28 protein-coding genes and 3 pseudogenes are annotated in these 26,780 nt (G+C 61.1%); 13 read left to right on the top strand and 18 right to left on the bottom strand.

Features of this window, described 5'->3' with window-relative positions; translation table 11 throughout:
* Positions 1 to 2 precede the first annotated feature (2 nt).
* The 3 genes from P6U28_RS05675 to P6U28_RS05665 form a co-directional block, all read right to left on the bottom strand.
* Positions 3 to 1,241, bottom strand: coding sequence for an NAD(P)/FAD-dependent oxidoreductase (locus tag P6U28_RS05675; RefSeq protein ID WP_122404529.1), 1,239 nt, complete (start codon positions 1,239 to 1,241; stop codon positions 3 to 5).
* Positions 1,238 to 1,594 (bottom strand): non-heme iron oxygenase ferredoxin subunit, encoded by a 357-nt coding sequence (locus P6U28_RS05670; protein WP_122404530.1) that lies wholly within the window; start codon positions 1,592 to 1,594, stop codon positions 1,238 to 1,240. Before P6U28_RS05670 ends, P6U28_RS05675 begins: the two co-directional genes overlap by 4 nt.
* A gap of 71 nt (positions 1,595 to 1,665) precedes the next feature.
* Positions 1,666 to 2,889 carry a Rieske 2Fe-2S domain-containing protein gene (locus tag P6U28_RS05665; protein ID WP_122404531.1) on the bottom strand — a complete coding sequence of 408 codons (1,224 nt, stop codon included), beginning with the start codon at positions 2,887 to 2,889 and terminating at the stop codon, positions 1,666 to 1,668.
* Between the two features lie 102 nt (positions 2,890 to 2,991).
* Here P6U28_RS05665 and P6U28_RS05660 point away from each other — a divergent pair, with 102 nt between their 5' ends.
* Positions 2,992 to 3,867: an SDR family NAD(P)-dependent oxidoreductase gene (locus P6U28_RS05660; RefSeq protein ID WP_122404532.1), complete on the top strand. Its 876-nt coding sequence runs from the start codon at positions 2,992 to 2,994 to the stop codon at positions 3,865 to 3,867.
* Positions 3,868 to 3,881: 14 nt separating this feature from the next.
* Positions 3,882 to 4,393: pseudogene (locus P6U28_RS05655) on the top strand (cupin domain-containing protein).
* 250 nt (positions 4,394 to 4,643) lie between these two features.
* Here the strand turns inward: P6U28_RS05655 and P6U28_RS05650 are convergent.
* From P6U28_RS05650 to P6U28_RS05585, 14 genes and pseudogenes are all read right to left on the bottom strand, one after another.
* The gene (locus P6U28_RS05650) at positions 4,644 to 5,189 is read right to left on the bottom strand and encodes a DUF4863 family protein (RefSeq protein ID WP_122404533.1); all 546 of its coding nucleotides are present in this window, start codon (positions 5,187 to 5,189) and stop codon (positions 4,644 to 4,646) included.
* A gap of 22 nt (positions 5,190 to 5,211) precedes the next feature.
* On the bottom strand, positions 5,212 to 5,961 hold the full coding sequence (locus P6U28_RS05645; RefSeq protein WP_407121927.1) for a nitroreductase family protein: 750 nt from the start codon (positions 5,959 to 5,961) through the stop codon (positions 5,212 to 5,214).
* Between the two features lie 31 nt (positions 5,962 to 5,992).
* Complete coding sequence (locus P6U28_RS05640) at positions 5,993 to 6,634, bottom strand: HD domain-containing protein (RefSeq protein ID WP_407121926.1); 642 nt, start codon at positions 6,632 to 6,634, stop codon at positions 5,993 to 5,995.
* 184 nt (positions 6,635 to 6,818) lie between these two features.
* Entirely contained in the window at positions 6,819 to 7,793 is a 975-nt protein-coding gene (locus P6U28_RS05635) for a GlxA family transcriptional regulator (RefSeq protein WP_122404535.1), read from the bottom strand.
* 222 nt (positions 7,794 to 8,015) lie between these two features.
* Entirely contained in the window at positions 8,016 to 8,438 is a 423-nt protein-coding gene (locus P6U28_RS05630) for a cupin domain-containing protein (protein WP_162500623.1), read from the bottom strand.
* 149 nt (positions 8,439 to 8,587) lie between these two features.
* Positions 8,588 to 9,856, bottom strand: coding sequence for an MFS transporter (locus P6U28_RS05625; RefSeq protein WP_122404536.1), 1,269 nt, complete (start codon positions 9,854 to 9,856; stop codon positions 8,588 to 8,590).
* Positions 9,849 to 10,520 (bottom strand): HD domain-containing protein, encoded by a 672-nt coding sequence (locus P6U28_RS05620; protein ID WP_122404537.1) that lies wholly within the window; start codon positions 10,518 to 10,520, stop codon positions 9,849 to 9,851. Before P6U28_RS05620 ends, P6U28_RS05625 begins: the two co-directional genes overlap by 8 nt.
* A gap of 71 nt (positions 10,521 to 10,591) precedes the next feature.
* Positions 10,592 to 11,578, bottom strand: a complete 987-nt coding sequence (locus tag P6U28_RS05615) for an NADP-dependent oxidoreductase (RefSeq protein ID WP_129145515.1) — start codon at positions 11,576 to 11,578, stop codon at positions 10,592 to 10,594.
* Positions 11,579 to 11,692: 114 nt separating this feature from the next.
* Positions 11,693 to 13,171, bottom strand: coding sequence for a metal ABC transporter permease (locus P6U28_RS05610; protein ID WP_160118851.1), 1,479 nt, complete (start codon positions 13,169 to 13,171; stop codon positions 11,693 to 11,695).
* A 31-nt stretch (positions 13,172 to 13,202) separates the two neighbouring features.
* Positions 13,203 to 14,090 carry a metal ABC transporter substrate-binding protein gene (locus tag P6U28_RS05605; RefSeq protein ID WP_160118852.1) on the bottom strand — a complete coding sequence of 296 codons (888 nt, stop codon included), beginning with the start codon at positions 14,088 to 14,090 and terminating at the stop codon, positions 13,203 to 13,205.
* A gap of 62 nt (positions 14,091 to 14,152) precedes the next feature.
* Entirely contained in the window at positions 14,153 to 15,445 is a 1,293-nt protein-coding gene (locus P6U28_RS05600) for an acetamidase/formamidase family protein (protein WP_407121925.1), read from the bottom strand.
* A gap of 203 nt (positions 15,446 to 15,648) precedes the next feature.
* Positions 15,649 to 16,176, bottom strand: a complete 528-nt coding sequence (locus P6U28_RS05595) for a cupin domain-containing protein (RefSeq protein WP_245509656.1) — start codon at positions 16,174 to 16,176, stop codon at positions 15,649 to 15,651.
* Between the two features lie 268 nt (positions 16,177 to 16,444).
* A complete protein-coding gene (locus P6U28_RS05590; protein WP_245163356.1) occupies positions 16,445 to 17,593 on the bottom strand; it encodes a PLP-dependent aminotransferase family protein in 1,149 nt (382 codons plus the stop codon).
* Positions 17,594 to 17,710: 117 nt separating this feature from the next.
* Positions 17,711 to 17,944 (bottom strand): annotated as a pseudogene (locus P6U28_RS05585) (GntR family transcriptional regulator); the annotation flags it as partial.
* 365 nt (positions 17,945 to 18,309) lie between these two features.
* Between P6U28_RS05585 and P6U28_RS05580 the strand changes: the two are divergent.
* Both P6U28_RS05580 and P6U28_RS05575 read left to right on the top strand, forming a co-directional pair.
* Positions 18,310 to 18,885: a LysR substrate-binding domain-containing protein gene (locus P6U28_RS05580; protein WP_129145512.1), complete on the top strand. Its 576-nt coding sequence runs from the start codon at positions 18,310 to 18,312 to the stop codon at positions 18,883 to 18,885.
* A 56-nt stretch (positions 18,886 to 18,941) separates the two neighbouring features.
* Positions 18,942 to 20,147, top strand: coding sequence for an integrase core domain-containing protein (locus P6U28_RS05575; RefSeq protein WP_122400437.1), 1,206 nt, complete (start codon positions 18,942 to 18,944; stop codon positions 20,145 to 20,147).
* Positions 20,148 to 20,395: 248 nt separating this feature from the next.
* Here the strand turns inward: P6U28_RS05575 and P6U28_RS05570 are convergent, their stop codons facing one another.
* On the bottom strand, positions 20,396 to 20,614 hold the full coding sequence (locus P6U28_RS05570; protein WP_208738497.1) for a hypothetical protein: 219 nt from the start codon (positions 20,612 to 20,614) through the stop codon (positions 20,396 to 20,398).
* A 310-nt stretch (positions 20,615 to 20,924) separates the two neighbouring features.
* Here P6U28_RS05570 and P6U28_RS05565 point away from each other — a divergent pair, with 310 nt between their 5' ends.
* From P6U28_RS05565 to P6U28_RS05525, 9 genes and pseudogenes are all read left to right on the top strand, one after another.
* Complete coding sequence (locus tag P6U28_RS05565) at positions 20,925 to 21,176, top strand: histidine kinase dimerization/phospho-acceptor domain-containing protein (RefSeq protein ID WP_244608030.1); 252 nt, start codon at positions 20,925 to 20,927, stop codon at positions 21,174 to 21,176.
* The gene (locus P6U28_RS05560) at positions 21,143 to 21,289 is read left to right on the top strand and encodes a hypothetical protein (protein ID WP_244608067.1); all 147 of its coding nucleotides are present in this window, start codon (positions 21,143 to 21,145) and stop codon (positions 21,287 to 21,289) included. The genes P6U28_RS05565 and P6U28_RS05560 overlap by 34 nt, the downstream gene beginning before the upstream one ends.
* Positions 21,290 to 21,315: 26 nt before the next feature.
* Positions 21,316 to 21,595, top strand: a pseudogene (locus P6U28_RS05555) (ATP-binding protein).
* Between the two features lie 374 nt (positions 21,596 to 21,969).
* Positions 21,970 to 22,974: a GTP-binding protein gene (locus P6U28_RS05550; RefSeq protein WP_129143808.1), complete on the top strand. Its 1,005-nt coding sequence runs from the start codon at positions 21,970 to 21,972 to the stop codon at positions 22,972 to 22,974.
* Entirely contained in the window at positions 22,910 to 23,509 is a 600-nt protein-coding gene (locus tag P6U28_RS05545) for a DUF1097 domain-containing protein (protein WP_347338399.1), read from the top strand. The genes P6U28_RS05550 and P6U28_RS05545 overlap by 65 nt, the downstream gene beginning before the upstream one ends.
* 21 nt (positions 23,510 to 23,530) lie before the next feature.
* Entirely contained in the window at positions 23,531 to 24,253 is a 723-nt protein-coding gene (gene nthB / locus P6U28_RS05540; protein WP_129143809.1) for a nitrile hydratase subunit beta, read from the top strand.
* Between the two features lie 11 nt (positions 24,254 to 24,264).
* A complete protein-coding gene (nthA, locus tag P6U28_RS05535) occupies positions 24,265 to 24,885 on the top strand; it encodes a nitrile hydratase subunit alpha (RefSeq protein ID WP_407121924.1) in 621 nt (206 codons plus the stop codon).
* A 9-nt stretch (positions 24,886 to 24,894) separates the two neighbouring features.
* Positions 24,895 to 25,212, top strand: coding sequence for a nitrile hydratase accessory protein (locus P6U28_RS05530; RefSeq protein ID WP_129143811.1), 318 nt, complete (start codon positions 24,895 to 24,897; stop codon positions 25,210 to 25,212).
* A gap of 322 nt (positions 25,213 to 25,534) precedes the next feature.
* On the top strand, positions 25,535 to 26,536 hold the full coding sequence (locus P6U28_RS05525; protein ID WP_129143812.1) for a GlxA family transcriptional regulator: 1,002 nt from the start codon (positions 25,535 to 25,537) through the stop codon (positions 26,534 to 26,536).
* Positions 26,537 to 26,780: the final 244 nt, after the last annotated feature.

Below are 26,780 nucleotides of genomic sequence, written 5' to 3'. Positions count from 1 at the left end.
TGCTACACGACGGCCCCGACACCCGCCTTCAGCAGCGATCTGAGATCGCATGAACTGTCCTCGGCCTGGCTCGGCGCCGGCGAAATGCCCGCTGCTATCAGGCGCCGCGCCACCATCTGATCCCCGGGATTGTTGATGCTGTCGACGCCGACCAGCCTGCCCTGCCGGTAATTGAACACGGAGAACCGGCCAGCTTCGATCGAGCCGCGGATCACAATGCGGTCCCTGCGCGCGCCATGACCGACGATCTGAAGCTTGAGATCGTGCTGATCCGACCAGAACCGCGGCACGCTGTTGTATGGTTCATGGCTTTCCACGATCGCAAGCCCGACGGTGCGTCCCTGGTCCTGCGCGTGCTGAACCGACTCCAGCCTGATCCAGTCCTCAGCAAACTGGTTGAAGTGCGTGGTGCAGTCGCCCGCGGCGTAGATGCTCTCGCGTGCGGTTCGCCCGTTCTGATCCACCACAATGCCATTGGCGCATCCGAGCCCGGCAGCGGCGGCGAGCTCGTGGTTCGGGATGCCGCCGATGCCGACGACGACCAGGTCCGTGCCGAGGCGGACGCCGCCGTCCAGTTCGACCGCCACCACTCGTCCCCCATCGCCGACCATTGCCGAAACAGATGTGCTGAGCTTCACCGCGACGCCGGCCCGGGTATGGATGTCGAGCAGGAAGCACGACACCACTGGAGACACCGCCCGCTCGAGCAGCCGGGAGGCAGGCTCGATCACGGTAACCCGTTTGCCGAGCTTGGCCGCCGACGAAGCCACCTCGAGCCCGATGAAGCCGCCGCCGACGATCACGATCTCGCTCGCCCGGCCGAGCCGCGCCTTGAGATCGGCGGCATCTCCTACCGATCGGAGATAGCAGACGCCGTCGAGTTCGGCCCCGCGGACCGCTATCCGCCGCGCGCGCGAACCGGTAGCGATGACCAGCCTGTCGAAGTCCAGTACGGCGCCGTCGGCCAGCGCGACTCTTGCTGCATGGCGGTCAATCGCGACAACACGGCGACCCAGCAGCAGTTCAATCCGCTTGCTCGCGAAAACAGCCTCATCGCGCAGAATGAGCCTCTCGGCACTGACCTGATCAAGCAAGAACTCCTTCGAAAGCGGCGGCCGTTGATAGGGCAACGACGTCTCGTCGGCGACCACCGTCACCGGTTCGGCATAGCCGGCGTCCCGCGCCGTGAGCGCGGCCTCAATGCCGGCATAGGATGCGCCGATGACGACAAGTCCGCTCACGGCTTAACGTCCACGCCGCCGTCATCAGCGGCTTGCAGGGCGGCGTCGCCGTCGAGTTCGACATAGACCTCACCGTCACGGATCTCGACCTTGAACGCCTTGATGTCCTTGTAGGCGCCGGACTGGCATTTTCCGTCACGGACATCGAACATCGCCCCATGTAGCGGGCATTCGATCACATGGCCTTCGAGAAAACCCGTCGACAGCAGCGCAAATGCGTGCGAACAGACGTCATCCGTTGCGAAGACCTCGTCGCCGACCTTGAAGAGTGCGATGCGCCGGTCGCTCACCCTGAAGCCCAACGGCTCTCCCTCAGACAGTTTCGCGACGGCGCACAGGCGGTGCCAGATCATGGGACGTCTCCTCGATCAGAGCTGGGGAATCGACGCGGACATGCAGTCCGCGCCCTTTACTTTCGATCCGGTCAACGGGGAATCTGCCGCCAATCCTCGGAGGCGGAGGCGAGCCGACCGCCCACCGCGCGGATGTCCTTGTAGGACATGGTCTCGCTTTGCCCACTCTTCGGCGGCTTTCCCGCCATGAAGCCGCGCACCTCGTCGAGCAGCTGGCGACGCACCCTGACGATCGCCTGGTCCGCCGAGCAAAGATATTCCTGCGAACGGTCGACTATCGGGCCCATGCTGACCATGACCACGAAATCCTCGATGACGATCTCATGGAAGCCGGTGCTGTTGCCGGCATCCATGATCTGGCGGTTCTGGCCCCAATTGTTTGATTGATCGCCCGGCAGGCCGCCGGCCATCGGCCACTGGTTGGCACGCTGCACCTTGCGCCAGGAATCTACCGGCTTCTCCGGATTGTAGAAGATGTACCACTGGATCAGGTTCTCATCGTCGATCGGCACCGCGATGATCGCAGTGCGATCCTGCTGAGGTCCGGAGAAGATCGGCGCGATCAAGCCGTAGTACGGCATAACGAACTCGGTGACGCGGGCGAGGCACGATCCGTCGGGCGCGGTGCGCAATGCCGCAGCACGGAAGCCATAGGGCTTCTTCTCGAACTCGTAGGCGACTTCGGTGTTGACCCGCGTTGCGCCGAAGTCGGTCGACGAGGTCGCGGTCCAGCTCTGGTGCAGCAGCGCGACGTGCGAGGAATCGATGGTTGCCTCGACGCCCTGCAGCCAGTTTGCCTTCAGCTCGATTCCGGCGGCGTAGACCTGGTCCGGCGGCAGATCCATCCATTCAAAGTCCGGCGCGGGCGGCGCGTCGCCTTCGCCGAGCCAGACCCAGATCAAGCCGGCGCCCTCGCGCGTCGGATAGGCTTTTGCTTTGACGGTCTTGGCAAACTCCTTCGGATTGTTCGGCTCGTTGGGAACGTCCAGCACCGCGCCATCGGCGCGGATCTTCCAGCCGTGAAACAGGCAGGTGAGCGAGCAGTCATCGATGCGCGCGAGCGCGAGCGAGGCGCCACGATGCGGACAGGCCTCGTCGAGAAATCCGACCGTGCCGTCCTTGCCCCGGAACGCCACGAAGTTGCGGCCAAACAGCTTGACCCGCACCGGCGCCTCGCCCTTGCGCACTCGCACCGAGAGCACTGCCGGCAGCCAGTAATGCTGGCGCAACATCCGTCCCATCGGCGCGTCGCCCGTGACGCGGCACAGCAATTCGTTCTCTTCCCTCGTGACCATCGCGAACCTCCCTGGTTGACGCCTCCGGCGTTCTTGATCTACTATCTTCCTAGGAAGATTGTTGTCAAGTTGTCTTCCAGGAAAGCCATATCGGGGAATCGCATGACCAAGGGACGGCTTGGGGACTGCGTCGCGCTGGTGACAGGAGGAAGCCGGGGGGTCGGCAAGGGTGTTGCCATCGGCCTCGCCGAAGCCGGCGCGACGGTAATCGTCACGGCGCGCACGCGGAATAGCGGCGGATCGGAATGGCCGGGCTCGCTCGACGAGACCATCGCCGCGATCGACACAGCCGGCGGCCGCGGCATCGGCGTCCTGTGCGATCACTCGGACGATGCAGCAGTGCGCGAGGTGTTCGACCTCGTCCGGCGCGACCACGGCCGGCTCGACGTTCTCGTCAACAACGTGTTTGCGGCGCCGAACGCGATGCCGGTCAACGTCCCGTTCTGGCAGGTGCCGGCCTCGCTATGGGACACCATGCATCGCGTCGGCCTGCGCTCGCATTTCGTCGCCAGCCAGTTCGCCGTGCCGCTGATGCTGCCGCAGCGGCGCGGCCTGATCGTCAATACGTCCTCGGGCGGCGGCGTCCGCTACACGTTCAACGTTCCATTCGGCGTGCAGAAATCGGGCGTCGACCGGATGGCGCGCGACATGGCGCATGAGCTGAAGCCGTTCGGCATTGCCGCGGTCTCGATCTGGCCCGGCTACATCAAGAGCGAGAAGCTTGCGGCGCAGCCCGACCGCGTGCCGCCAGCGCTCGCCAAACTGATTGCCGAGCGCGGCGAGACGCCGGTGTTCGCCGGGCGCGCGGTCGCCGCGCTCGCCGCCGATCCCGGCGTGATTGCCAAAAGCGGCCAGATTCTGCTCGCCTCGGAGTTGGCGGCCGAATACGGCTTCACCGATGTCGACGGCAAGGTCCCGCCGCCGCCGAGCCGCGATCCCGCGCCGCTGTCCGTGTTCACGCCAAACGTCAAGACCTGAGGGAGGAGAACCTCATGCGGATCGCAATCGCAGCCCTGGCGCCGTTCGCGGAGCGCGACTGGCGCCCGCTGTTACTGGCCCTTATCAGCGGCTTCGCCTGCGCGGTGGGGATCGCCAAGATCATTGCGCTGACGATGAGCGCAACAACAGCATTCCCGGCGCCCTCTGCGCCGAGATGTCTTCGTCGGGCACGTCGCTCAACAAGGTCGCGGTGATTTCCTCGCACGCGCTTCCGAATTTACCGGGCAAGCGCGTCACGGTGGTGCGCGTCAGCTACGGGCCAGGCGCCTTCACGCCGCCGCACCGCCACGGCGGCTCGGTGACCGCCTGCATCACCAAAGGTCAGGTCCGCTCACAGCTGAGCGGTGGCCCGCTGGAGACGTTCGAGGTAGGGCAATCGTTCTTCGAACCGCCCGGCGCGACGCATCTCGTCTCCGCCAACGCGAGCAACACCGAACCGGCCGAACTGATAGCTGCCTTTGTCGCTGATGAGGGAGCTGAATTGACCACCGTTCTCGAGCCATAGTTCAACGCACCGGCCGGCTTCTGCCGGCCAAGGGGGCCGAAGAACACGTTCTCCCAGTCGCCCTACGGATCGACGTCGAGACTGTGGACGGCAATACCGGACCCGAGCTCCGTGCGGTGACGAGAGTTGCACCGCCTTCCGACGGACAGCTGGGTCGGCATCGGGTCATCGGCTTTGACCGCCTGCGGATACTGGCGCCATGTCCTTTGCTGGCGGAGGAGCCATCGTGTCGAGCCACCTCGGAGTTCCGTTACCGATCAGACGGAGCCTTGAAATCGTATGAAATGCGTCCGGCCGGCAGATAGAACAGCGCGATCACCGCGCCGCCCCTGACCTCGGGATAGTGCCTGCTGCCCGGATCGGGCGCCGTCCAGCCCGGTCCCTGCCAGCCCTGCAATCCCTTCAACTCCGCGCCCTTGTCCAGGGGCACGACGAGGTTGAGCTCGCCATAGGGATGGCCATGGTACTGTCCACGCAACACGTCGTGATCGTCCTCGTCCTTGAAGCGGCGTGGATCGGCGCTGTTCATGTACACGGCGGTGATGCTGAACTGGAACGTTTCGGGAGTCGGCTCCAGGATGCGGCTGCGCCGGTAGTTCGGACCGTCCACCTCCTGGTTCGCCGCCCATCCCTCCTCGACCCCGATTTTGACCAGGCGCGCCAGATCCTGGTAGAGCGCGCTGTTTTCGCCATATGTCTCGTTGAGCCAACGTTCCATCTCGGCGCCAGGCGTCATGTCCTTGACTTCCCGGAGAAACGGAATGCTGCGCTGAATCAGTTCTTCCCGGCTTCCCATTGCGATCTCTCCTCTTCGACTACTACGTTTCGAACCCTACGAACGTAGCGAACTCATCAATGTCCGCCCGCGGCATCAATCTACCCGGCCGCTCAACCTTGGCCTTGCCGACGGCGATACCGCACACCACCATCTGCTCCGCCGGGATTGACAGCAGCGGGCGCAAAATTCGATGGTACTTTGCGAACGTTTCCTGCGGGCACGATTGAAATCCGCGTCCCGCCGCCGCGAGCATCACGTTCTGCACGAACATTCCGAGGTCGAGCCAGCTTCCGACTTCCAGGCGACGGTCGATGGTCACGATCAATCCCACCGGCGCGCCGAAGAATGTGTAGTTCTTCGCGGTTTGTCTGCTCCTCGCCTCGAGATCGATTTGAGCAATTCCGAGCGATCCGTAGAACAACCGACCAAATTCTTGCCGGCGTTTGAGGTACGGGTCCGGTAAATCGCTGGCGTAGTATTTGTATTCCGAGACGTGCTCGTCACGCGAGTTTTCGTGCGCGTCCAACAGCGCGGTCGAGACTCTGTCCTTGGCCGCGCCAGCCAGCACGTAGACGCGCCAAGGCTGGATGTTCGCACCGCTGGGGGCGAACCGCGCAATACGGAGAATCTGCTCAATTGTGCGTCGCGGGACTGGAGTGCTGCAAAACTCGCGGCACGCAAACCGCCCGGCCAAGATCTGATCGATCGGGGTCTGCACAACGACATCTCCCTCACGCGTGCCGATGGCGGCTCGTTCAGGACCGGACATCATCGCATGGCTGGTATCCATCTCGGCCTCCTCGGCTCGGAGCAACGAGCGCTCAGTGCGGCCAGGCTGAGCCAAGGATGATCGAGCAGAAGTTCTGACGGACATAGTTCATGTCCTTCAGCGCCAGGACGTCGGCCTTCACATTTCCGAACGTCGTCAGCGGCTTCTTCATGATACCGCTGGCGAAGTGATCGATGATGTTCTCCTTGAAGTTTGTCTCGCGCGGATGATGGACGCAGACATGGTCGCGCTGTTCATGCGTGAAGTCGTGATAGGCGATGCCGAGCACGTCCATCTCCACACCGGCGGTCACCAGCGCGATGGTCGGGCGCATATGCTCGGGGATCCCCGGCGTGGTGTGGAGCGCGATGGCAGTCCAGACGTCCTCGATGTCACGCTCGGGCACGCCGTAGCTTTTCATGAATTTGCGGGCGGCATTGGCGCCGTCGACCTCGAAGCGCAGATCAGGGCTCGAATATTTCTCGGTGAGGCCCATGTCGTGGAACATGGCGCCGAGGTAAAGCAGCTCCGGATCGTATTTCAGCCCGCGGCGCTCGCCCGTGAGCGCGCCCCACAGGAAGACACGGCGACTATGGTTGTAGAGCAGGTCGTCTTCGGTCTCGCGCACAAGCTGCGTGGCGGCGCGCGCAATGGCGCTGTCAGGCACGCGGATGCCGGCGATGATCTCGGACATCGAGCAATCTCCTCGGTTGGATAACGGACTGGTTGCTTATCGGGATTAGGCAACAGAGCCCTGCTCCGGACAACAAGCGGGATGCTACGGATCAGGACAGCCGTACGTCGTTTCCTGACAAAAGGCCGCTCGGAGCCTTCAGAGCAGTAGGAACCCGCAGTCTCGTGCTCGGGTAGCTCGCGAACTATTCCGGTTCTGCTCGCCGGAAGCTGGCGCGATATTGGACAGGGGTCACGCCGAGACGAGTGCTGAAGACGATCCTCATCCGGTCCGCCGATCCGAAGCCGCAGTCGAAGGCGATAGCCTTCAGCGGTCGGTCGCTCGCTTCCAGCATCATGCGCGCGGCATCAACGCGGGCGCGCTCGATGAATTCGTGCGGCGTGGTTCCGGTCACCTGCCCGAAATGCCGGGCCAGATTCCGGGGGCTCATTCCGACGACAGCGGCAAGCGACTCCAACGTGTGGCGATCCCCAATATTGGCCATGACGTGGTCCTGGATGCGTGCGATCGGCGATTCAGGATCGGCAGGTGCTGTGAGATACGGACTGAACTGCGACTGTCCGCCCTGCCGCTGCGCAACCACGACCAACCGCTTGGCGACCTTGAGCGCCGTTTCGGCACCGTGCCGCTGCCCGACGAGCGCCAGGCCCAGATCTATCCCCGCCGTCACACCGGCCGCGGTGATCAGCCGTCCATCGCGCACATAAATCAGATCCGGTTCGACTTTTGCCTTCGGGAATCTCGCCGCCAGCGCCTGTGCATCCTGCCAATGGGTCGTGACTCGCCGATCATCGAGGAGGCCGGCATAGCCGAGGACAAAAGCCCCTGTGCAGATCGATCCATAGACGCTCGAGCGCCACGGCAGCTCCTTGACCCACTGAAGCAGGCACGGTTCGGGCTCCGCTTCCGGTGGCGTCGGAGTGCCGGCCACCAGAACGATGTCGAAGCCGCCCGCCGCCTCCTCGAAGGTCATGTCGGCGACCATGCGTATGCCGTTCGACGCGCGCAGCGGATCACGGTGAGCAGCAACCAATACAGTTTCGTAGCGATCCGCGCTGCCAAGAAACGTGTTCGCCTCGCTGAACACATCCATCGGCCCCGCCACGTCCAGGGCCTGGACCCCATCACAGACGACGATCGCGACAGCTTGTACCGGCACCTGCTACTGCCTCTCCACCCTGGAGCCTTATTATGCAGGTAGTCCGGACCCTGTAAAAGGCCTGGCGCGATCCGGGAGGCAACAGAACGAACATCCGCGCATCCGGGATCACCAGGGGCTATAGACTTCTAGCGGTTGGTTTCGCTGGCGTAGCCGCCAACCAAGCGGTCCTTGCAGCTCCCCAAAAGGACCGTCGGGGCCAGTGGCGAGCTCCTCGCGCCATTATTGTGATCCAGGCGCCTTGTCCGGCGTCGTCAAGGGCTCGTCCTTGGAATCCACAACGAAGACCGCCAGTAAGCTGGCGGGCTCCTTGTCACTCGCGTTCTCACTGACCCTGTGATGCGAACCGGGCATTTCGTAAAAGCTTTCGCCGGTGTGATAGATCTTCGCGGGTTCGTCGCCGACTTGACTACGGATTGCCCCGGATAGCACGTAGGCGTAGATAAAAGCTGACGCTGCGTGGTGATGAGCCAGTGATTTGGCTCCGGGAGGATAAGTCACCGTCACCGCAACCAGCCTCTTTCCTTCGACATTCGGCAGTGCGTGCGCGAAGGCGACTTTCACCTGCTCCCGGTCCTGCGCGATCGCCTCGGAGGCTCCCAGGACGATCGCTGCTGCTATCAGCGGGACGGCGGCCGTTCGCAGTGCTCCTCTCGCTGCTTTTGCCGACTTACGTCGAGGGTTTGATACAGCACCAATCCGATAGGCAAATCCACTGATCGACATCATCGCATCTCCTCTTCTAACGAGTTCACGCAACTGCCTGAAACCAGGACTCAGGGCCGAACCGATGGTCATGGTGAAGCTTCCGATGAGAAGCCATCGCCGCCGCCATTACCTTCGGCTGATGTGTTGCTGCCGCTGAGCAGCACCGACAACAGAGCTGCCACAGCGAATCCCGCAGCTACCCAGCCGAGCCGCTCCACCGCGCCATTGGCAATGACCACAGCGCCCGCCGCGGCACCCATCGCGCTGCCGAGGTAGATGGCCGAGGAATTCATCGAGAGACTGATCGGCGCCAGTGCCGGAGCCAACGCCACCAGCCGCGCTTGTTGCGCCGTTATCAGCCCCCAACTGGCAAATCCCCAAATCAGGATGGCCGGCAGCAGGACGAGCATTGCCCGCGCCGGCTCGAGAGCCGCGCTGAGCGAGAAGGCAAGATAGGCCAGCAGGGCAAGCCCACCACCAACGATCACGATACTTCGTGCGCCGCAACGGTCCGCCGCGCTGCCGCTGAGCTGGGTGCCGACTGCACTGGCCAGGCCAAAGCCCAGCAGGATCGGCGCCAGTGCCTGCGGACCAAGGCCGCCGACGCCGGCTATGAACACACTGAGATAAGTGTAGACGGTAAAAGTGCCGGCCACGGTCAGCACGCTGGTCACCAGCACGCCCAGGATATCGCGGCGCTTGGCCAGCGCCAGACGCTCACCAAGGCCAGCCGTGACACCGGGCCGTTGGCGCGGCAGCCGGATGAGAATCCCTAACAGCGAGAACACCGCCAGCCCCGCCACGCCGAAGAAGGTGGCGCGCCAGCCGAAGCCCTGCCCCACCAGTACGCCCAATGGCACGCCAGCGATGATCGCCAAGGTCAACCCGGTGGTGACCGTGGACAGGGCACGGCCACGCCGCTCCGGACCGCCCAGCGCGGCGGCATATCCGCTGGCTGCCGGCATGAAGCTTGCTGCGGACAGGGCCAACAGCAGCCGCGCGGCCAACAGCCCGGCATAGCTCGGCGCCAGCGCGGCGAGCAGGTTGCCCAGGGCGAAGCCGCCCATGGCGACGACCAGCAGCCGACGTCGCTCCAGCCCGGCCGTCAACACGGCCATGACCGGCGCGCCGATGGCATAAGCGAGGGAGAAGGCGGTGACCAGATGACCGGCGGCTGGCAGACCGACGTTCAGGTCTCGCGCCAGCGCCGGGAGCAGCCCGGCGATCATGAACCCCTCGGTGCCGATGGCAAAAGCGCCGAGGGTTAGCCAGATGAGAGAGGCCAGCGAGTCGGCGCTGGTAGCTTGCGCGCGACCGGGATTGAGTTCCTGGAGCACAGGATAGGTCCTAGTCATGATGGTGAGCCTTGTGCTGGGAATCCGGGAAGGGCGACGCAGCGATCAGGTCGCAGGCGTTGGGGCTCTTGAACCCCGGGATGAAACGTTCGCAGACGGCGGCGTTGACGGTGCCATACGTCGTCGCCGGCTTGTGCGCAAAACCGGCGAAATACTCCTGAATGAAGCCTTCTTTGAAGTTCGTGCGCGGGTACTTGGCGACAATTTCCTCGCGCAGCTCCGCGGGAAATTGGTCGAACCCCACCCCGATGACATCGAGAAGCACGCCGGAATTGAGGAGCGCGACCTCGGGACCCATGTGCTTCGGGATGCCGGGGGTGGTGTGCAGCGCGATTGCTTCCCAGACGGTCTGGACCTGATCTTCAGCGATGTTGTGGGTGCTAAGAAACTGCCGTGCGGCATTTGCGCCATCGACCTCGAAGCGCTCGTCTGGGCTCGAGAATTTCTTGATCAGGCCGAGATCGTGAAATGCCGCGGCGACATAAAGGAGCTCACGGTCGAAGCGCAGATTCCTCTGACGACCCTGTTCAGCAGCGAACAGGTAGACGCGGATCGAGTGATTAAACAGCAGATCGGTGGAATGTTCCCGCAGGATCTCTGTCGCCTCTTTCGCGAGTAAGGAATCGGGAATGACGAGAGCCTGGGCGAGATTTCGGGTTGTCATCGTTGTGTCCTTTCAAGAGTTAGTGGCTTGGCTGCGCGTTGCGCGCGAGCGCAACGACGAAATGATCCTGATCACCTTGCTCCGACGTCGAGCACGATCTTTCCTTTCGGCTGAGGCCGCACGCGCTCCAGCATCAAATGCGCCTCGCGCGCATCGGCGAGGGGTAAGACCGCCCCCACCTTTGTCCGTAGTTTTCCACCATCGACCAGGCGAGCGATCTCCCTGAGATACTGGTCCGTGACGTTGACCAGAAAGAAGCTGGCATCGACACCATAGCGCGTAGCTAGATCCTGATCCGGACGGGACACTGCGGAGACCAGCTTGCCACCGCGACGAAGGACCTGAAACGAGCGGGTTTGGGTTTCGCCGCCGACCAGATCAATAACGGCGTCCGCATCGCGTACTACCTCTTCAAAGCGCTGAGTCCGATAATCAATGACGGTGTTTGCGCCGAGGTTGCGCGCGGCGGAAATGTCCCCCGTCGATACGGTTGCGATGGTTTGCACCCCTGCCTGACGAGCCAGTTGAACCGCATAGGATCCTACGTTACCGGCCGCGCCGTGAATGACCACCGTTTGACCTGCCTTGAGATGGGCATGATCAAACAACGCCTGCCATGCAGTCACCGAAACGACAGGAAGGGAAGCAGCTTCAACGTGGGTTAGCGAGGTTGGCTTGTTCGAGACCATGCCCGCGGAGGCTAGAGCGTACTCGGCGTAGGCCCCGACAAACTGCGGATTCGTAACACCATACACCTGATCTCCCACACGTAGTTCGGTGACTCCGGGCCCCATCGCGACGATTTCGCCGGACAGATCCGAGCCCAGTGTGAGGGGGAGCGGTTGCGGCAAAGCGCTCTTGCCGGACCTGATCCACCCATCCCATGGGCCAACTCCAGCGGCCGCAACCTTGACCAGGACCTCGCCGGGACCTGGCTCGGGTCGTGGCACGCGCTCGAACTTCATGGTCTCCGGTGACCCAAACTCGTGCACGCGCCAGGCCATCATTGTTGAATGAGTTCGCTCTTCACCAACTTGAACGATGCTACTGGGGGTCATCTCATGCTCCTTGCGCTCAGTTCGTCATGCTTGCCGTCGACCGTTCGGGGCGATTGATGGGACGGGCTCATCCGTATGTCGCAAGGAGTCGTGCCCGGGACAACGAGCAGGATCCTACGGATCAGGACAGCCGTACGTCGTTTTCTGACAACGACCCGTCAGAGCCTTAGGGCCGGCAGACACAGTGCCGCCGTTGATGCTGCGACGGATCATAGCGTCTCCTGCCGACTCGGTCTTCTCTCCACCTAGACGCCGAACAAAATCAGCAACGTGCAGGAAAGCTCGCAGGAACGTCAGGCACGCGGTCCGCGAACGAGCAGGATCGGCACGCCATTTGTCGGGCAGCAGGGTCAGGAGTCCGAGGAGGCTAGTTATCAGCAAAGGTAGCCCGACGTACCAGCGCTCGCGCTCGCGAGCACGGCCGGACAGCGACTTGACCACAAAATCATCGCCACGCGCCATCTCGTTGAAGGTCTGCTGGAAGGAGCCGATGCGGCGCACCTCCGTATCGGAAAGGCCGCCCCCCTGCCATCGGGACTGCTGTTCCAACGCGGTCAGCTGACTTTCCTGCGAGCGCCGGTAGCCCGCGTCTTTTAGCGCATCAGCGTAGACCACTCGATCCTGCACCGCCAGGAATGTCGCTGGACCGATGCCGGTAGCGGACTGTAGCAGATCAAACATCGGCTGATCAGCACGCGGCATGATCATGAGCCAAATAGCGGATAGCAACACAGTCATGAAAATCATTGCAGAAGCCGCGCGAAGGAAAATGCGAATGCAGATCCGTCGGCCGCCTGCGGGGGCGAATATCAGTCCACGCAGCACGGCCCCGATCACGAGCATCAGCGTGAAAGCGAGGGCCATTGCAGCGCCCGTCGGCAGTTCGAATTCGAATGACGCGGCCAGACCGACGGCGCTGGCCGCGACGCCTCCAAGCCAACCGATGCCAAGCGCGTAGGTGATGCGGCGCGTGAACAACGACCCAATGATTGCCGGGATAATCAAGAAGCAGAAGACTAGAAGCACTCCTGCAGTCGCTACCGAGCTCGTGACGACCACGCTGAAGGACGAATAGAAGACAAAATCCCAGAGCAGCGAGCGACGCGTCTTGCTATGTACTGCCTCACTAACTGCCAAGAGCGGGCGCCGGGCCAGCCAATGAATGGCCCCGATGAACGCATAGAGAACCGCAAACTTAGGCAGGTCGCTTGCAGAGACGGCGAGGATGCTACCGACGAGTATTTGTTTCACATGTTCCGCTCCCTGCGGCGAGCGGTCGACGACAACGATAGTCGTTGCGGTAGCCACAACGTAGATGATGCCGATATAAGCTTCCGGTTGAACCTCTTTTGGCATGACCCGGGAAGCCGTCAACAGTGCGGCGCCGATGGCGGCGAACAGAAAGGTGTAGGCGATTCCCGCGGCGCTCGTCGGAGCGTGCCCAGCCGCATATGCGACGGTAGCTCCAAGCGCTGACATCTGCGCCAGAGCAAGATCGGCGAACACGATGCCACGCCTCAAAACGTGCAGGCCGAAGTTGGTATGTATGGCTACGAATAGTGCGCTGGCTGCGAAAGGCGCCGCGAGTAGCATGATAATATCATGAGACATCGCCGCGGCCGGATCAGTGGCTGCCCGTCGCAAGCGTGCGTGCGAGAGCACCAACATTGAAGTCCATGAGACTCAGGTAGTCTCTTGCCTCCGGAACGCTGCCTACTGTTGGCGCGAGCACGACAAGAGGTGCGCCGGTGCGTGCCGACAACATTTCGGAGAAGTTCTTCGGCTCATATGCCTCTTGCAGGATGGCGCGCACGCCGTTTTGCCCCATTTCTGCAATTAACGAGGAGAGATGCGCGACGCTCGGCGCGACTCCTTCCTTCGTCTCAATGAAGCCGACAAGGTTCAAATGAAAGCGGCGCGCGAAATACGGCCAGCTGTTATGATAGGCGACCAGGGACGCGCCGCGGTAGGGCGCCAGCCGCTGCATCCAGGCCACAATGCGCTCGTGCAGTGTCGCGAGAAATCGATTCCGGTTGGCCACGATGGTGTCACGAGCGGCGGGCATGAGCCGAATGATCCTCTCCGCTATGGTCGCCGTCACGGTCTCCGCATTGGCCGGATCAAGCCAGTAGTGCGGATTGCCTAGACCGTGCGCATGACCATCCTCAGTGACGGGGGTTCGGCCTCTCGCTTCCAGCAGCGGGACCCCGATCGACGCATCCACCAAGCGCCCGCCCCCCGCTTGGAATTCCGGGCGATGCAGTTGAATTATCAACTTGTCAATCCAGAGATCATAGCCCAAGCCGACCCGAACAATGAGATCGGCATCGCTTAGCGTCGAGAGATCGCTCACCCGAGGTTCGAATGGCTCCGGATCGGTCCCCGGCGGCACAATGGTCTTGACCTCAATGACGTCACCACCGACTGCGGAAGCGAGGCTTGCAACATCGCTTGTCGTAGCCACCACGACTATCCGCGTGGAGGCAAAAGCTGCATGCATCGATGCGGTCATAACGCAGAGCGCCACAATTGCGATTAGTCGTGCTCGGCTCGCCATAACCATGAGCGGGCTCGCTAGTGCTTCGCCCACAGGCTTTTTGGCATCAGACAGTGCACTTCGCGGTCGGAACCTTCAGGAGAACCAAGCCGACAGTCCATGGCTATGCTCGCGAGCGAATAGGCGTCAAGTGGTGTTAGATGCTTCTCGGTTGCCAGCTTGTCGACCATGGCCATTGAAGACGTATCCATCGCCTTGTTCAAATCAGTATCTTTGGCATACGTGACAAGGTAGTCCGGGTTGTCGTCGCGGGGCAGCTGTGGCGCCGGTACGTTCGTCGCCTTGGGAATCATGCAGTATGTCCCTTTGAGAACATTGATAACTTCGGAAATGCGACAGTCCCAATTTGCTAACATGAGCTTTCGCGCAACCTCGGACGACACTTTGCTCTGTTCAGCGATAAGTTCGGTCGTTTGCTCCTGCAGCAAATTAAACGCGACGTTGAGATCCCGGTCGTATCCGATAGCGATCCAATGCGTGGGTGTCTCAATGCGAGGCCAAGTCAGCTTGATGTCTTTGAGCACCGAAATCGTGAGATCGAGCTCCTTGAACGCGGTCTCGATGGCTGTCAGATTGATCTCGCCGTTACCCTGCCCCGCGTGAGAATCCCCCGACCAAAGCAACGCTCCATCTACGAATACCGGGAGGTAGAGCGTCGTACCTGAGACCATCTCGTTGATATCGAGATTCCCACCAAAGGGGCCCGGAGGCACAGTGCTGTAGGGGCCAGGTGCCGCGCGAGCAACGGCGATGATGCCAGGAAATGGTCGCAACGGAACGAAGATGCCGGGCGCGAATTCCAGCTGCTGCTTGGCAATATCCAAATAAAAATATTTTACCTGACCTTGAGAGAACCGGCTGGGAAACGCGCCTCCAAAGCCAGGATAATTGAAATTCAAGGCGTATGACGTCGGCACTATTCGACCGATATGGACCTTCAGGGTATCGCCGGGTTTGGCGCCTTCGACATAAATCGGCCCGGTAATTGAGTGAGGGCCTCGACCCGGCGATTCCGCCTGTTCCGATTTCGCGCGCTGCGTCATTTGCTCGATCGAGAGGTCCAGCATGACTTGCTGATGCCCGTGGATCAACGTCTCCATTGCTACCGTATCGCCCGATCGGATGCGGAGCACTGGACGCTGGGCGTTGTCATACCATCCGAACTGAGTCGTATCAGCTGTCCCGGGAAGCCTTATCGCTGCACCGCCGGTTGAACGCGGCGCGGACGCTGTAGCATCGCCGGCCGGCGTGATCGACCCGGCGCTCTGCGCGGCAGCACCAGACGACGCGAGTCCTACAACGATCAGCATTGGTGCCGCGTGCGCCACCAGCCTGGCCGCAAGAGTGCCATAAGTCATCCCTTTCCCCCTATATAGCTGTGCTTATCTTTCTGAGTTCTCGGCCGTTGGCGATACGTCGCACCGCCAAGAATAACGAACGCGCTCCTTCCAAAAGCTGCTGGAACCTCTGGTCCTGCGGTCGAAAGCAATTCGAAAGACCTGATCCGCACTTGCTATTTGTCGAATGTTGTTAGCTCGGCGCCGTCATTCGCCACGAAAACAACCAACATGCTCGCTGGCTCGGTCTTGCTTGCGTTCTCGCTAATCACGTGGTGTTCGCCTGGAGGCTCGAACACGCTTTCGCCGGCGTGATAGATCTTCGCGTCTTCCCCTTCGACTTGCGACCGGATTTCACCGGAGAGTACGTAGGCGAAGACATCCGCGTCATGGTGATGCGCCTTGGAAGCGCCGCCGGGAGGGTAATTGACAACGACGGCGGTCAGAACCTTGTTTTTGATGTCTGGCAGCTTTTCGGTGCGCACCTGCGTGACCGAGCGCCCCCGAGCTGGCGTGTTCGCGTTTTGCGACAACGCGGCGGTTGCCGCGAGAACGATTACCGTCGTAAGACCGGCAAGGTGAATCTTCTTAGGAAGAGAAAATGATAACATCGTCGGCTTTCTCTCAAACTGGGTGTAGGGCCGAGCGACCGCACGCCAGGCGCAGATCGTTGCGGCTTGACCGGTAGGTTCGCTTCTCAGCACGATGCGCAAAGCACGCTGAACGCATTTTGCGAGAACCTCATGGACGTCTGAGGTTTAGTACTGCCTGCAACGCAGGCCATGGCCAAGAATGACCAAAAGAACCAGACCAAGTGCTCACTGGCTCGCTTGGTACACGACGGCGCAGACTGACAATCGTTCAGTCCACGCAACAACATTTCCAAAATAGCAATGGGCGCCGCGACAGCAGGTCCAATCTATTTGCAACACCAGCGAACTATGATCGCGTCGGCGGTTGGGCCTGGCCAACTTATGTCGGATAAGGAGACGCAATCGGCGTTGCTATGCGATTGGAGGGGGACGCGTGGCCGTGAGGCGGCCTCCGCACGTCCGACGTGAAAAGGGCGCGTTTCAATCGTTGGGTCGCTTCTTGGGCTATGTCGGCGGGGACATTTGTGAACCCCAACAGCAAGCCCGGACCAGTCCTGGTGCGTAAACCCATTGGGGATAGCGCGTTTATCGCCAATCCCAGCGCTCGGGCCCGATTGGCTAAAGCAACGTCATCAGTATCTGCAGGCAGATGCAACACCAGGTGAGTGCTTCCCGTTTCCGCTACGTGAATCGAATCGCCTAGGACGTTTTTCAACGCTTCGACGAGGGTAAGCTTCCGCTCGCTATACAATCTTCGCATCCGCGCCAGATGGCGGCCCAGGTGGCCCTGAGTGATGAAATCCGAGACGACCATCTGATCAAGTAGCGACTGCTGCGTAGGCCACAGTGCTGATGCACTCTCGAACTCGCCGATCAGCGAAATCGGCGCGACCAGGTAGCCCAACCGCAGTCCGGGAAATAGAAGGTTGCTAAACGAACCGACATGCAGCGCCCGCTCGGCTCGATCGTGATGCTTGAGCACGGGCAGCGAGCGATCCGATTGACTGAAGTCGCCGTCATAGTCGTCGTTGACAATCCAAGCCTTCGCTGCGGTGGCCCAAGAGACCAACTGTGACCATCGATCGGCCGACAGTGCGATTCCTAGCGGAAACTGGGCTGCCGGCGTGACAAGAGCGAGGCGAGCTGCCGGAGCAAGTGCGATCCCGGCCGAAACGTCAATCCCATCGCCGTCAACAGGAACCGGAACGAGATCGACGCCGGCTAGTTCTAATGCATGACGCGCCGGCGGAAATCCCGGGTCTTCGACCCACATCTTATCGCCGGCCGCAAGCAAAGTCCGCCCGATCAATGTCAAGGCGCCCAGGAATCCCGCGGTGATAAACACCTGGGTTTCGCTGCATGAGATGCCGCGAGAGATCGTCAAGCGATTCGCTATTGCCTGCCGCAAGGGCGGATAGCCGCTTGCACCCTGGTAGACCATCTTGGAAAACGAGAGAGATCGCGCATGACTCGCCGCCAGTCGTGACCACAGCTTGCGTGGAAATGCATCGAGTGCCGGCAGGCCCATCTGGAAAAGGCGCGGGGCTTGAGCAGCTTCCGAGGCTAACCCGGGCAGCAACGGGCGCGGCAACCGAGGCGACTGCCGTGGAGTTTGGCCGACAGGACAGGATCCAACCCGCGTGCCTGCGGCGCCTCGGCGGATCACGAGCCCTTCGCTGGCCAGGATCCCGTAGGCAAGTTCGACGGTGGCGCGAGAAATGAAGAGCTGAGACGCCAAGCTACGTGAGGATGGGAGTTGCGTTCCCGGTGGCAGAGACCCCGACGCAATAGCTTGTTTAATCCGGTCACAGAGTTGTTTGTGAAGGGGCCTATTTTTTTGAGGATCTACCCGAAGGCTTGCGAACCTCGGCTCCAGCATGCGACTGCCCATGGACTGCTCGCTTTGAGTTGCTTTTGGTCCGTGTAAACACGGAAATAGCCCGATATATGCATCATAATGCAAGATTATCAGGTGACATGCAATATTATGCAATAGCCCCTCATGGCCGGCGCTAAGCGAAGTCCCGTCAAAGATTTCATGGACTTACAGACCAATCCCTCCCCAAGTCCCGATAGCCGGCATCGACCAGCGTTACCTACCGGTCGTAAGAGCGAGCTTTCCGATCCCATCTTCCGGTCCTATCCGGCCGCAAAAAATTCCAGGATCGGCTCATCGCGGAATTGCGCGAGCTGACAGGAGTCGCGATTCCTGGCGGACGCGTACATTGGTCAGTCGGATAGAGCATGGGCGACCCAAGGGAAGTCACGATCAAACTCGACGATTCGTTCACCGGGTCCGTGTGCGACCACAGCCTGGGCTTCGTCAATTTTCGCAAGCGGGAGGTCACCGAGCCGGGGCGGCTCTTCTACGAACAGTCGATCCAGGTGCTCGCGCGTGTCGAAGAGATGCGCACGATGATGAAGCGCACGCTCAAGATCGAGAAGAGACGGCTCACTATTGGATTCGTGGGCTCGGTGCTCTACGGGCACCTGCCCGAACTGATCCGGGAGTTCCGCCGCGCGGCGCCGGAGGTCGAGCTCCATCTGGTCGAACTCGTCACTCTTGAACAGATCGCCGCCCTCAAGGAAGGCCGCATCGACATTGGCTTTGGACGCGTGCGCTTCGACGATGACGAGGTTCGTCGCATCATCTTGCGCGAAGAGCAGTTGGTGGCGGCCCTGCCAATGGATCACCCGTTGGATAAGCAGAGCGGTCCTGTGTCGCTCGAGCAACTCGCCGAAGAGCGCCTCATTCTCTATCCCCGCGCGCCCCGCCCGGGCTACGCCGATCAGGTCATGAGCGGCCCGAGACATAGGTGACAGAACGTACCGGGCACATGGGTTACACTTTCCGCTTTGTTCTGCGGGAGGTGTGGATGCCGTGGAAAGCGAGTTCGGTAATGGAGGAGCGCCTTCGCTTTGTCGCCCGCCTGTTGGACGGGGAAGCCATGACGGATGTCTGCCGGGAGTTCGGCATCTCCCGCAAGACCGGCTACAAGATTTTCGATCGCTACAAGGAACATGGCCTGGAGGCGCTGAGCGACCGCTCCAGGCGGCCGGTTCGCTACGCCAATCAACTGCCGGCCCAGATCGAGACGCTGATTGTCCAGCTCAAGGCCGAGAAGCCGCATTGGGGGGCCCGCAAGATCCGCGAACTCCTGGTGCGACGGCTCGACGGCGATGTCCGGGTGCCGGCCAAAAGCACCATTCATGCGGTGCTCGATCGCCACGGCCTGGTCAGGCGGGGCGGCGGGCCGCGCCATCGCGCGCGCGGCACGTCGCTATCGCAAGGGACTGCCCCGAACGATGTCTGGTGCGCCGACTTCAAAGGCGAGTTCAAGCTTGGCAACAGCCATTACTGCTTCCCGCTGACCGTCAGCGATCATGCCGCGCGCTTCCTGCTGCTGTGCGAGGCGCTCGACTCCACGCGCGAGGAGCCTGCCATGACCGCCTTCGAGCGCCTGTTCCGCGAGCGCGGCCTGCCGCTTGCCATTCGGTCCGACAATGGCGTGCCGTTTGCCAGTCCCAATGCCTTGTTCAATCTTTCCAAGCTCTCGGTATGGTGGCTCCGCCTCGGTATCGCCATCGAGCGCATCAAGCCAGGTCATCCGCAACAAAATGGCCGGCACGAGCGCATGCACCTCACCCTCAAGAAGGAGGCCACCAGGCCGCCTGGCTTCAACAGCCTGCAACAGCAGGAGCGCTTCGATGCCTTCGTGCACGAGTTCAATACCGAGCGCCCCCACGAGGCGCTCGGCATGAAGTGCCCTGCCGAGGTCTACACGGCCTCAGCGCGGGCCTATGCCGGCCTGCCGGAGTTGAGCTATCCCTTCCACGACCGCGACGTCGTCGTCACTGCCTGCGGCCGCCTCTGCCTGCATCGCAAGAGGATCAACATCTCAACCGTCCTGGCTGGCCAGAAGCTCGGCATCAAGGAGGTCGACGAGGGCATCTGGCTCGTCAGCTTCATGCATTACGATCTCGGCTATTTCGATCTCGAACAGAAGACCTTGCAACCTCTCGACAACCCGTTCGGTCCGAGGCCCATCACCGATGTCCCCGCCACGACCACGGCGCCCTGACGGAGACGCGCTCTTGTGCATTCTTGGCATGGAAGGCCACTTGCTTGGCTCCGCTGTCGCGGTCAACCCCGAAGCCCGAAGGGGCGCGGCACGCGCGGGGTTGACGGCGATAGCGCGAGCCGAGCAAAAATAGCCGTGCCATGAATGCGTCACGCTGAAATGCAGCAGATTGCAGGCCATCTCAATTTGAAGCGAACTTGGAGCAGATGACTTTGAAACCCCGCGACAACCCGATCGGCACGAGGTTGTCACCCATCTCTTAGGTACGTTTCGTTACCCATGTCTCCGGGCCGGACATCATCGCACTCTTCCACGATCGCGGACTCGAACCCCGGATCGCACATGAAGCGCGCGAGCTTCAGATTGCGGTCGGCCTCGTCGCTGCCGAGGAAGGCGCTTGCATCGTGCCGGTCCGGCCGAATCTCAGTCGGCGCGAGATGCCGTCTCTGACCGAACTCGGGTGACATCCTTCACCTCAACGGCAGGAGAAGCAGCTCCCCAGCTATTTCTCACGTAGTTGAGCACCGCTGCGATCTGGCGATCATCGAGTTGCCGGCCATACGGCGGCATACCCGGCGCTGTCGGCTCGGCTTGCGTGCTTGCACTGCGGGCGCCCCGGAGAAAGTTTCGGATCACCGTCGTCGGATCACTCGAGCGGACCATCGCCGACTCGCGAACTGACGGAAAGAGGTGGGCGACCCCTTTGCAGCGAGCGAAAGTGAACGCAGGTACCGGCAAGTGCAGGCGGAACTGGCGCATGCAAATCGCGTGGTGACGATGGGCCAGATCACAGGGTCAATCGCCCACGAGGTAAACCAGCCGATCACGGCTGCGGTCATCCGTGCGCAGGCAGCCTTGCGCTGGCTCGGACGCGAGCCGCCAGATCTTGGAGAGGTGCGGGAGTTGCTCACCCAGGTCGTCAGGAATGCCGCGCGAGCCGGCGAGGTCGTTGGACGGATCCGGGATATCATTAAGAAAGTGCCCCCCGGCAGGACTTGCTGGAGATCAACGGCCCGATCCGCGAAGTGATCGAACTCACCCGCAGCGAGGCGACCAAGAATGGCGTGTCCGTGAGCGCGCATCTGCCCGAAGGCCTGCCTCTCATTCGTGGCGATCGTGTTCAACTCAGCAAGTCGTGCTGAATCTCATCATAAACGCCATCGAAGCCATGAGTGGCGTCAGCGATGGTGCCCGAGAATTGCAGATCACCACGGCCAAAACAGAGTCGGATGACGTGCTTGTGGCCGTCCGAGATTCGGGTCCTGGATTTACGCCGGCAACACTCGAACGCATTTTTGAGGCCTTCTACACAACCAAAGCATCTGGCTGGGCTGTCGATCTGTCGTTCGATGGTCGAAGCACACGGCGGACGTTTTTGGGCGAGCGCGAATGACCCCCGGGGCGCCTTGTTTCAGTTCGCTCTACCTCCAGGAGAGGGAGACCGCTGAGCATGATGGTGGTCCGGGTGTGCATGTCCGACGTCAAGCAGACGCAATTGTTGCTACGATGGCAGAAGCCTGGTCACCCAGCTTGCGATTCTAACCGACGATTTTCCCTTTTGAATCCGACGCCGAGCGGCTCGAGCTTTCGGCACCGTCTTCTTAACGCGAAATCCGTCCTTCGACCCACGTTCCGAGCTACGGTTCGCGCGATGACTAGGGGTGATATCGCGCCACTTCTTTAGGCATCATCTGAAGCGGAATTGAGCAACTCCCGGCATGCTGCATTGCTTTGAACCTGTTTGGCCGAATTCTCGCGTCAGGGACTGTTGTGACTCGCCAACGCCAAACCTAGCGTCCTGCCAACGTAGGGAGAGCGAGCTATGCCAACAACATCATCGCGGAAAATTCCAGTCACGGTTCTAACCGGCTTTCTGGGATCGGGGAAAACAACTCTGCTCAACCAACTGCTCGAAAGCGATCTATTGGCGGATTCCGCCGTCATCGTGAACGAGTTTGGATCGATCAGTATCGATGCTGAATTGGTCGTCGGCGTCGACGAAGAGATCCTGCAGATCAACAACGGTTGCATCTGCTGCACCGTCCGGAAGGACCTCGTTTCAACGATCACCAATTTGCTCTCCGGCGAGAAAACGATCCGTCGGATCCTCATCGAGACGACCGGGCTTGCCGATCCCGCAGCCGTCATTCAAAGCTTCATCGTCGACGAAACCCTGTCGGACGCCACTACGCTCGATGCGGTCGTCACCGTAATCGATGCTGTCCATATCGACCATTGGCTCGCCGACCAGAGCTCGGGCGAAAACGTTGCCGCGGAGCAAATCGCGTTCGCCGACGTCGTGGTGATCAGCAAGCGTGATCTGGTTGACGCTTCCGCTTTTGCCGCACGCGAAGCAACTGTTCGAGGCATCAATCCGATGGCGCGCATCGTTTCGGCCATCAACGGCCGCGTCGACATCGGCTCAATCATCGATGTCAAGGCCTTCGACTTGAAGAACTGCCTGGCCATCGAACCGTTGCTGCTCTCCGAATTCGAGCACGAGCACGATCTCTCCGTCGTCAGCGTTGAGGTTCGTGAGGATCGCCCGCTGGACGGCCCGCGCTTCTTCCGGTGGCTAAACGCCTTTGTTCAACAGAACGGCGAAACGCTACTGCGCTCGAAGGGCATTCTTTGGCTGAAAGGGGAAGCGCGGCGCTGGGTGTTTCACGGTGTCCATATGACGCTTGAGGGTAGACCGGGCCGGCCTTGGGCGGCGAACGAGCCTCGATTCAGCGCGATCGTCTTCATCGGAAGAGGGCTCGATGCTGTTCAAATTCGCAGCGGCATCGCCGATTTGGCTCGACCCGGCACAAGTCTGGTCGCTTAGCGACCCGCCAATCCAATTTCAACGGGAGAAAATGACGATGACGCCCCTGCTCGCCCTAACGATAAGCATCGCCGTGCTCGGTGGCGTGGACACCTACTTGACTGCAACCGTCCTGCCCATTCCGGTCTGGGTGACATTCATCGCCTGGGCTTCGTTCTTCGCTTGCGGCGGCACGTCGGCGGGCTTTGTCAAATCGGTCGCGTCGAACTGGATTGGGGTCATCATATCCAGCTTTTGCCTGCTCGCCATTGCGGCGGCTCCGGGGTCGGCCGCGTTTGCCGCAGTGAGCGTCGGTCTGGGCAGTGGCGCGATGATTCTCGCCTCCTCCCATCGGGCATTGGGATTTCCGCCCGCCATCGTCTTCGGCTTTGCCTCGACCGTCGGAACGGTCGCCGCTACGGGAAGTCCGATCACGGATGCGAGTATCACTAACCCGGCGTTGACTGCAGCATTTTCCATACTGGTCGGAGCCGCGTTCGGCTTCGTTTCCGAGAAGTTCGCCGACGTTCTGGCCACGCGCCGGGCTACGGCCTAATCAAGCGAGGGGAAACCGCTTATGAAATTGCAGCACTATCTCGGCGGCCTTGAAGGGCTCGATCCGATATCACTCGAAACGCGCGTGTTCGTGGAGGCCTGGGAGGAGAGGATTTTTGGTATCCACACCGCCATGATGGCGTTGAGCCCCCAGCTCAATCTCGCCGCAACGCCGAGCACTTTCGGCACGGTCTGGACCTGGGCGGATCTCCGCAAGGGCGCCGAATCGATGAACCCGTTCGATTATTTCAAATTTCGATACTACGAAAAATGGCTAGGCGGCATCTCCGCGTACTTCGTGGCCAATGGCTACATCACCCAGGAGGAGCTGGACGCGCGCACCAAGGATTTCCTGACCTCGCCGCCGGCAATGCCAAAGGGCGGCGATGCTGCGGTGGACGCTCGCGTGCGGACATATCTGCTGGTCGGCGATGATCCGAAGCGGGATCGGTCTACTCCGCCGCGATTCGCGTCGGGCGACGTCGTTCGGGTCGCCAATCCAAACTCTGTCGATCATACCCGCGTGCCGGGCCATCTCCGCAACAAGCACGGCGTCATCGATAGCATTTATCCCGACGCCTACACATATCTTTGCGACACCGGCCCCGACGGCATTGGCGAGGCGATGCCGGTGTACTGCGTCAGGTTCGATCCGGAGGCCCTGTGGCCCGGTAACACCGAGAAGCACTTCACTTTCTACGCAGATATCTTCGAGGCTTACCTCGAGCCTGCGACCGCATCCTGAGGATGGCCACAATGCAACGCTTTGAATATCCCACGGACCGTGAGACGGCGAATGCCGCGCGTGCGCGCGCACTCGAATCCCTTCTGATCGAGAAGGGTGTGATCACAAGCGAAACCGTCGACAAAATCATGTCGATCTTTGCAACCGAAATGGGCCCCTTTAATGGAGCCAAGCTCGTCGCAAGGGCCTGGGTCGATCCGGCGTTCAAGATGCTCTTGGCCGAGAACACGATGGCTGCTGTCGAGAAGATGAACTTCGTCACCAAGGGCGCCGGCGCGGAAGGCGAGCATATGCGCGCGGCAATCAACACGCCGGAGGTGCACAATCTGATCATTTGCACTCTCTGCTCATGCTATCCTTGGCCGGTTTTGGGCTTGCCGCCTTATTGGTACAAGGACCCCTCATTTCGCGCACGTGCTGCGCGCGAACCGCGGAAGGTGCTGAGCGAATTCGGCCTGGATATTGATCCCGGCAAGGAGATCAAGACCTGGGACAGCAGCGCACAAATCCGCTGGTTCGTCGTTCCCGAGCGGCCTGCCGGCACCGACGGCTTCACCGAGGAGCAGTTGGCGGCTCTCGTCACCCCGGAGTCGATGATGGGTGTCAGCATCGTCAAACCGCCGGCCCGTTGAGAGTTCAAGATGCAGACGAATTTCGAGCATTTCGCTTTGGGAAGCATGTTGGGGAAACCCGACATGCCGCCAAAGGACAATGGTAGCCTCCGCTTCGGCGCCCCATGGCAGCGCCAGGCATTCGGCATGGCGCTAGGTCTCTCAAAACAAGGCGTATTCGAATGGGATGACTTCCGGTCGGAGATGATAGCAAGCATCGTCGCGTGGGAAGCCGTCCACGAAACCAGCGACCCGAGCTGGGACTACTATGAGATCTGGCTCACCGTACTAGAACGGATGGTGCAGCGGTCTGGCATCATCGGCCACCCAAACGACGCCTCTTTCTAGACTTGTTCGATTCCATTCGTCGACAGGATTCCCGCCAGCGTCCTTAGACCTGGCCGGTGTAGGTCGACGCCATCGGAAGAGAAGCAGCGAATTGTGGAACTCACAGGTCGACCCGCGCCTTCCCTCGGCGCAGGATTGATATCCCCAAGCTCCATTGAATAATGCGTCACCGATCGGAACAACGCGACGCGTCAGATCCGCGGAGTTGGGCCGCGACCGTGCAAGAGTCCGAATACCGCGCAAGTTTGGCCGAAATTGACGCACCCGAGGTGACTGGTCGGAACGACAATTGCATGAATTTTGGGCCCATTGAGGATCATTGATGCGCATCGCCCTACTCGCCCCGCCAGGTGTTCAGTCGCTCGACATTGTCGGCCCAGCCGAAGTGTTCTGGGAAGCGGCGCGGCGGCTGGGAGACCCCGGCGCTTACACCGTGCAAGTCATAGCGGGCTCGGCCGATCCCGTTCTTGGCACGGGCGGCCTGCGCTTCCTGGCTGACCGACATATCTTTCAAGCGGATGAACCGATCGACACGCTTCTGGTCGGCGGCGATCCGTCGTTCGAGACGATTGACCCTGCCATTGTGCAATGGCTGCGTCGGCGCGCTAGTACGGTCCGCCGACTCGGATCCGTTTGTACCGGAGTCTTCCTGCTCGCAGCAGCTGGCTTGCTCGACGGAAAACGTGTAACGACGCATTGGGAATGTGCAACCCGCCTGCGGAACGAGTATCCCGATCTCAATATCGATTCGGACCAGATCTTCATCAGGGACGGCAACCTCTGCACGACCGCCGGCGTCACCGCGGGCATGGACTTGGCACTCGCGCTCGTCGAAGAAGATTATGGTCGAGACTTGGCACTCATCGTCGCGCGCTACATGGTGATGTTCCTGAAACGCCCGGGCGGCCAATCGCAGTTTAGCGCTCACCTTGCCGCACAGATGTCTGGCAAGACCAAGATTCAACAAGTGCAGCAATACGTCCTTGATAATCTCGCAATGCCGCTCTCGGTCGATAGCTTGGCCGAACAGGCGGGTATGAGCGTGAGGAATTTCGCACGCGTGTTTCGCCAGGAAATGAACATGACGCCTACGGAGTTCGTGGACGCAGCAAGACTGGATGCCGCGCGCCTGCTTCTCGAAGATGGCGGAAAATCGCTCCAGCAGATCGCCGCACGCTGTGGCTTTGGCAATGCCGACGGCATGCGGAGAGCATTCGTCCGGAACCTCGGCGTAGGTCCGGGGGAATACCGGCTTCGTTTTCGAAGTGCCTGGGCAGGTACGAATCACGCCCCGCAACGCCATACACACCCCAGCCGTTCGTAACTGATGGAGCGTCTGCCGACGGATGTCGACCGTCAGCATGCGTCATCGCGACCTGCCGCAGCATTGCTGCAGACGCGTGGTGACGCCCTTCTTTTTGCGATCGAAATCTTCAACGATTACAGATTAAGTACAGGCCGGCTCTCGAAATGGCCGATGCCGACGTAACTTTGGCCGCTGCCTTCCTCAGTCGCCTTCTATAATTACAACGCTGGACGCTTTGTTGGATCAATGACAGGCGAGCCTG

The sequence above is a fragment of the Bradyrhizobium sp. STM 3561 genome (genome assembly GCF_045571455.1).
Taxonomy (GTDB): Bacteria; Pseudomonadota; Alphaproteobacteria; order Rhizobiales; family Xanthobacteraceae; genus Bradyrhizobium; species Bradyrhizobium vignae.
This window is presented reverse-complemented; position numbering and strand designations above follow the sequence as displayed.